At 70.5% G+C, this 4,815-nt stretch carries 4 protein-coding genes and 1 pseudogene; 2 read left to right on the top strand and 3 right to left on the bottom strand.

Features of this window, described 5'->3' with window-relative positions:
• Positions 1-117 precede the first annotated feature (117 nt).
• The 3 genes from AC31A1_RS46900 to deoC are packed head-to-tail and all read right to left on the bottom strand — an operon-like array spanning position 118 to position 3,405.
• Positions 118-1,014, bottom strand: coding sequence for an aldehyde dehydrogenase family protein (locus tag AC31A1_RS46900; protein ID WP_489659176.1), 897 nt, complete (start codon positions 1,012-1,014; stop codon positions 118-120).
• Complete coding sequence (locus tag AC31A1_RS46905) at positions 1,007-2,443, bottom strand: aldehyde dehydrogenase family protein (protein ID WP_489659177.1); 1,437 nt, start codon at positions 2,441-2,443, stop codon at positions 1,007-1,009. Before AC31A1_RS46905 ends, AC31A1_RS46900 begins: the two co-directional genes overlap by 8 nt.
• 5 nt (positions 2,444-2,448) lie before the next feature.
• A complete protein-coding gene (deoC, locus tag AC31A1_RS46910; protein WP_489659178.1) occupies positions 2,449-3,405 on the bottom strand; it encodes a deoxyribose-phosphate aldolase in 957 nt (318 codons plus the stop codon).
• Positions 3,406-3,596: 191 nt separating this feature from the next.
• Here deoC and AC31A1_RS46915 point away from each other — a divergent pair, with 191 nt between their 5' ends.
• The gene (locus AC31A1_RS46915; protein ID WP_489659179.1) at positions 3,597-4,292 is read left to right on the top strand and encodes a PH domain-containing protein; all 696 of its coding nucleotides are present in this window, start codon (positions 3,597-3,599) and stop codon (positions 4,290-4,292) included.
• Between the two features lie 85 nt (positions 4,293-4,377).
• Positions 4,378-4,815, top strand: a pseudogene (locus AC31A1_RS46920) (hypothetical protein); the annotation flags it as partial.

A 4,815-nucleotide genomic window follows, 5' to 3' on the forward strand; every position in this document is an offset into this window, starting at 1 on the left:
GTCGGGGAACTGCGGACTTGTTGCCGGGTGCGCGTCCGTCGTGGCTGGTCGCGCCCACGCGGCGGAGCCGCAGATCCAACACCGCCCCGCGCCCCTGAAGAGCGTGCCTTCGGCCGCTCAGTACGAGGAGCCGCCTGCTCCCAGTGAACCTGTGGGGTGCCAGACCGTTTTCGTCTCCAGGAAAGCCGTCAGGCGCTCCGTGCCCGGGGTCTCCGCGTAATCCACAGGCTGTGGACGGAGGACTCGCTTGAGGTTGTCGGCCGCTGCGATTTCCAGCTCCTTCGCCAGTGCTTCGTCCGCGCCCGCGAGGTCGATCGCGTTGACGTCCTGGTGGGCGGCCAGGGGCGCCGCGATCTCCGCCGTCTTGCCGGAGAGGATGTTGACGACTCCGCCGGGGAGGTCGGAGGTGGCCAGGACCTCGCCCAAGGACAGGGCGGGGAGCGGGGAGTTCTCGCTCGCGATGACGACGACCGTGTTGCCGGTCGCGATCACCGGGGCGATGACCGAGATCAGGCCCAGGAACGATGATTCCTGGGGGGCCAGGACGGTGACGACACCCGTCGGCTCGGGGGACGACAGGTTGAAGTACGGGCCCGCTACCGGGTTCGCGCCTCCGACCACCTGCGCGATCTTGTCCGTCCAGCCCGCGTACCAGACCCAGCGGTCGATCGCCGCGTCGACCACGGCGGCCGCCTTGGCCTTCGACAGGCCCTCCGCGTCCGCGACTTCACGCGTGAACTGGTCCTTGCGGCCCTCCAGCATCTCGGCGATGCGGTAGAGGATCTGGCCCCGGTTGTACGCCGTCGCGCCGGACCAGCCGCCGAACGCCTTGCGGGCGGCTACGACCGCGTCGCGGGCGTCCTTGCGGGAGGACTGCGGTGCGTTCGCGAGCCACCTGCCCTTTGAGTCGGTCACCTCGTACACCCGGCCGCTCTCGGAACGCGGGAACTTCCCGCCCACGTACAGCTTGTAGGTCTTGAAGACGCTGAGACGTTCGTTGGTGCGGTCAGACATCGAGGTACGCCTCCAGGCCGTGGCGACCGCCCTCGCGGCCGAAGCCCGACTCCTTGTAGCCGCCGAATGGCGAGGTTGGGTCGAACTTGTTGAACGTGTTGGACCAAACGACGCCCGCGCGCAGCTTGTTGGCGACGGCCAGGATGCGGGAGCCCTTCTCCGTCCAGATGCCGGCGGAGAGGCCGTACTGCGTGTTGTTGGCCTTCGCGACCGCCTCCTCGGGCGTACGGAAGGTCAGCACCGACAGCACCGGGCCGAAGATCTCGTCGCGGGCGATGGTGTGCGCCTGGGTGACGTTCGTGAAGAGCGTCGGGGCGAACCAGTAGCCGGAGGACGGGAGTTCGCAGGACGGGGACCAGCGCTCGGCGCCCTCCGCCTCGCCCTGTTCGACGAGCGTGGTGATCCGCGAGAGCTGCTCGGCGGAGTTGATCGCGCCGATGTCCGTGTTCTTGTCGAGCGGGTCGCCGAGGCGGAGCGTGGAGAGCCTGCGCTTCAGGGAGTCCAACAGCTCGTCCTGGATGGACTCTTGGACGAGCAGGCGGCTGCCCGCGCAGCAGACCTGGCCCTGGTTGAAGAAGATGCCGGTGACGATCCCCTCCACCGCCTGGTCGATGGCGGCGTCGTCGAAGACGATGTTCGCGCCCTTGCCGCCGAGTTCGAGGGTGACCTTCTTGCGGGTGCCCGCGACCGTCCGCGCGATCTCCTTGCCGACGGCCGTGGAGCCGGTGAAGGCGACCTTGTCGACGTCCGGGTGCGCGACGAGCGCGGCGCCCGCATCGCCGTATCCCGGAAGGATGTTGACGACACCCTTGGGGAGGCCGGCCTGGCGGCAGATGTCCGCGAAGAAGAGGGCGGAGAGGGGAGTCGTCTCCGCGGGCTTCAACACGACCGTGTTGCCGGTGGCGAGGGCCGGGGCGATCTTCCACGCCAGCATCAGGAGCGGGAAGTTCCAGGGGATGACCTGGCCCGCGACACCGAGCGGCCGCGAGTTCGCCCCGAAGCCGGCGTGCTCCAGCTTGTCCGCCCAGCCCGCGTAGTAGAAGAAGTGCGCGGCGACCAGGGGGAGGTCGGCGTCGCGGGTCTCCTTGATGGGCTTGCCGTTGTCCAGGGTTTCCAGGACGGCCAGTTCGCGGCTGCGCTCCTGGATGATCCGGGCGATGCGGAACAGGTACTTCGCGCGCTCGGAGCCGGGCAGCGCCGACCACTTCTCGAAGGCCTTGCGGGCGGCGTTCACCGCGCGGTCGACGTCCGCCTCGCCCGCCTGGGCGATCTCGGAGAGGACTTCCTCCGTGCTGGGGCTGACGGTCTTGAAGACCTTGCCGTCGGCCGCCTCGGTGAACTCGCCGTCGATGAACAGGCCGTAGGAAGGCGCGATGTCGACGACCGAGCGGGACTCGGGCGCCGGTGCGTACTCAAATGCGGATGCCATGTGGATCAGTCCACCGTCACGTAGTCGGGGCCGGAGTAGCGGCCGGTGGCCAGCTTCTGACGCTGCATCAGCAGGTCGTTCAGGAGCGAGGACGCGCCGAAGCGGAACCAGTGGTTGTCCAGCCAGTCCTCGCCCGCCGTCTCGTTGACGATGACCAGGAACTTGACGGCGTCCTTGGAGGTGCGGATACCGCCCGCGGGCTTCACGCCGACCTGGATGCCGGTCTGGGCGCGGAAGTCGCGGACCGCCTCCAGCATCAACAGGGTGTTCGCGGGTGTGGCGTTGACGGCGACCTTGCCCGTCGACGTCTTGATGAAGTCCGCGCCGGCCAGCATGCCGAGCCAGCTGGCGCGGCGGATGTTGTCGTACGTCGACAGCTCGCCGGTCTCGAAGATGACCTTCAGGCGGGCGGCGCCCGAGGCCTCCTTCACGGCGACGATCTCGTCGTACACCTTCATGTAGTTGCCCGCGAGGAACGCCCCGCGGTCGATGACCATGTCGATCTCGTCGGCGCCCGCGGCGACCGCGTCGCGCACGTCGGCGAGCTTCACGTCGAGTGCGGCACGGCCGGCCGGGAAGGCGGTGGCGACGGAGGCGACCTTCACGGAGGAACCGGCGACGGCCTCCTTCGCGGTGGCCACCATGTCGGGATAGACACAGACGGCCGCGGTCGAGGGGCTCGTGCGGTCGGTCGGGTCGGGGCGGACCGCCTTGGCGCCGAGCGCCCGGACCTTGCCGGGGGTGTCCGCGCCTTCCAGCGTCGTCAGGTCGACCATCGAGATGGCGAGGTCGATGGCGTACGCCTTCGCGGTGGTCTTGATGGAACGGGTCCCGAGCGAGGCGGCACGCGCCTCCAGGCCGACCGCGTCGACGCCGGGCAGCCCGTGGAGGAAACGGCGCAGCGTGCTGTCGGACGCGGTGACGTCGCCGAGAGCGTGTGCTGTGGGTGCAGTGGTGGGCATGGTCACCACCCGAGCATATCTACGCGCGTAGCAGCTGTACACCCCGGGCAAGTGGTCCCACCTGAGGGGCGCGGGGCTGTATCTATGTGCGGCTCCGCCGCGTGGGCGCGACCAGCCACAGCGCACCCGCAGTCGCGAACGCACACAGCCCCACCGGCGAGCAGCCGCACCCCTGAGGCACAATCGGCATCATGACGACCCCGCCCCCCGAGCTCAAAGACCGGATCTACCGCTCACCCGCGGGCCTCATCGGCGGTGTCCTGCTGCTGGCCATCGCCTGCTGGCTCGGCATCGACGCCCTGGTGTCCGGCCACGGCCGCACCCCGTGGCTCGCGCTCGCCGGCCTGATCCTCGTCGTCCCGGCGATCGCCGCGTTCACGCTCCGCCCGGCGGTGTACGCGGGCCCGGACCGGCTGCGCGTCCGCAACCCGTTCCGGGTCGTCGTGCTGCCGTGGGGCGAGATCGCCAGCCTGCGGTCCGGGTTCTCGAACGAGGTCGTCACGAAGGCGGGCGCCAAGTTCCAGCTGTGGTCCGTGCCGGTCTCGCTGCGGGCGCGCAAGAAGGCGGCACGCCGCGAGGCGAAGGCCGCGGCGGAGGCGGCGGGCGCGCAGCGCGGCGGCAGGTCCGGCGCGCTGGGCTTCGGCGGCGGGCTCGGCGGGTTCGGCGGCGGCATGGGTGCGGGCAGCGGCATGCGGGGCGGCGCCATGTCGGCCGGGCCCACGCGCGCGGAGTCCGACCAGATCATGACCGACCTGCGCGAACTGCTGGAGACCAGGGAGCAGGCGGAGTCGGCACAAGGCGAGGTCACCGTGCGCTGGGCGTACGAGGTGATCGCGCCGGTGGTCGCCGGTGCCGTACTCCTGGCGATCCTGCTGGCGACGGGCTGACGGGACGGGCGCCGCCCGCAGTCGCACCGCCGGCACTTGGATCACTCGTATTCACACCTCCCCACTCACACCTCTCTGGGATGTCATGACCACGAACGTCCGGGAGTCGTCGCCGCTACCCCTTTCCGCGATACCCGAGGGGTGCGTGGACTGGAACGGGGAGCACGCGCGCGCGTGGGCCGGTGCGGTGGTCCCACGGTGGGTGCCGGTCCGGCCGCGCCACTGGGCCGTCGAGCTGGCCGTCTGGTGCGCCGTGCCGGCCGCCTTCGGCCTGCTGGCGACGACCGATCTGCCCCCGGACCTGGTCGCACTGCTGCCGCTCCAGGTCGTCTGGTGGCTGTGGCGCCCCGAGGCCGTACGGTTCTCCGCCCCCGCCCTGATCGTGCTGGTGGCGATACACGGGACCGCGCTGCCGTGGCCGGTCCCGGTGTGCGCCGCCCTGCTGGTCCTGGCCTCCGTGACGGCCACCGAGCTACGGGCACGCGCGCGTGCCCGTAGCTCGGTGGCCGTCACGGAGGCCAGG

The organism is Streptomyces sp. P5F9 (assembly GCF_057961495.1).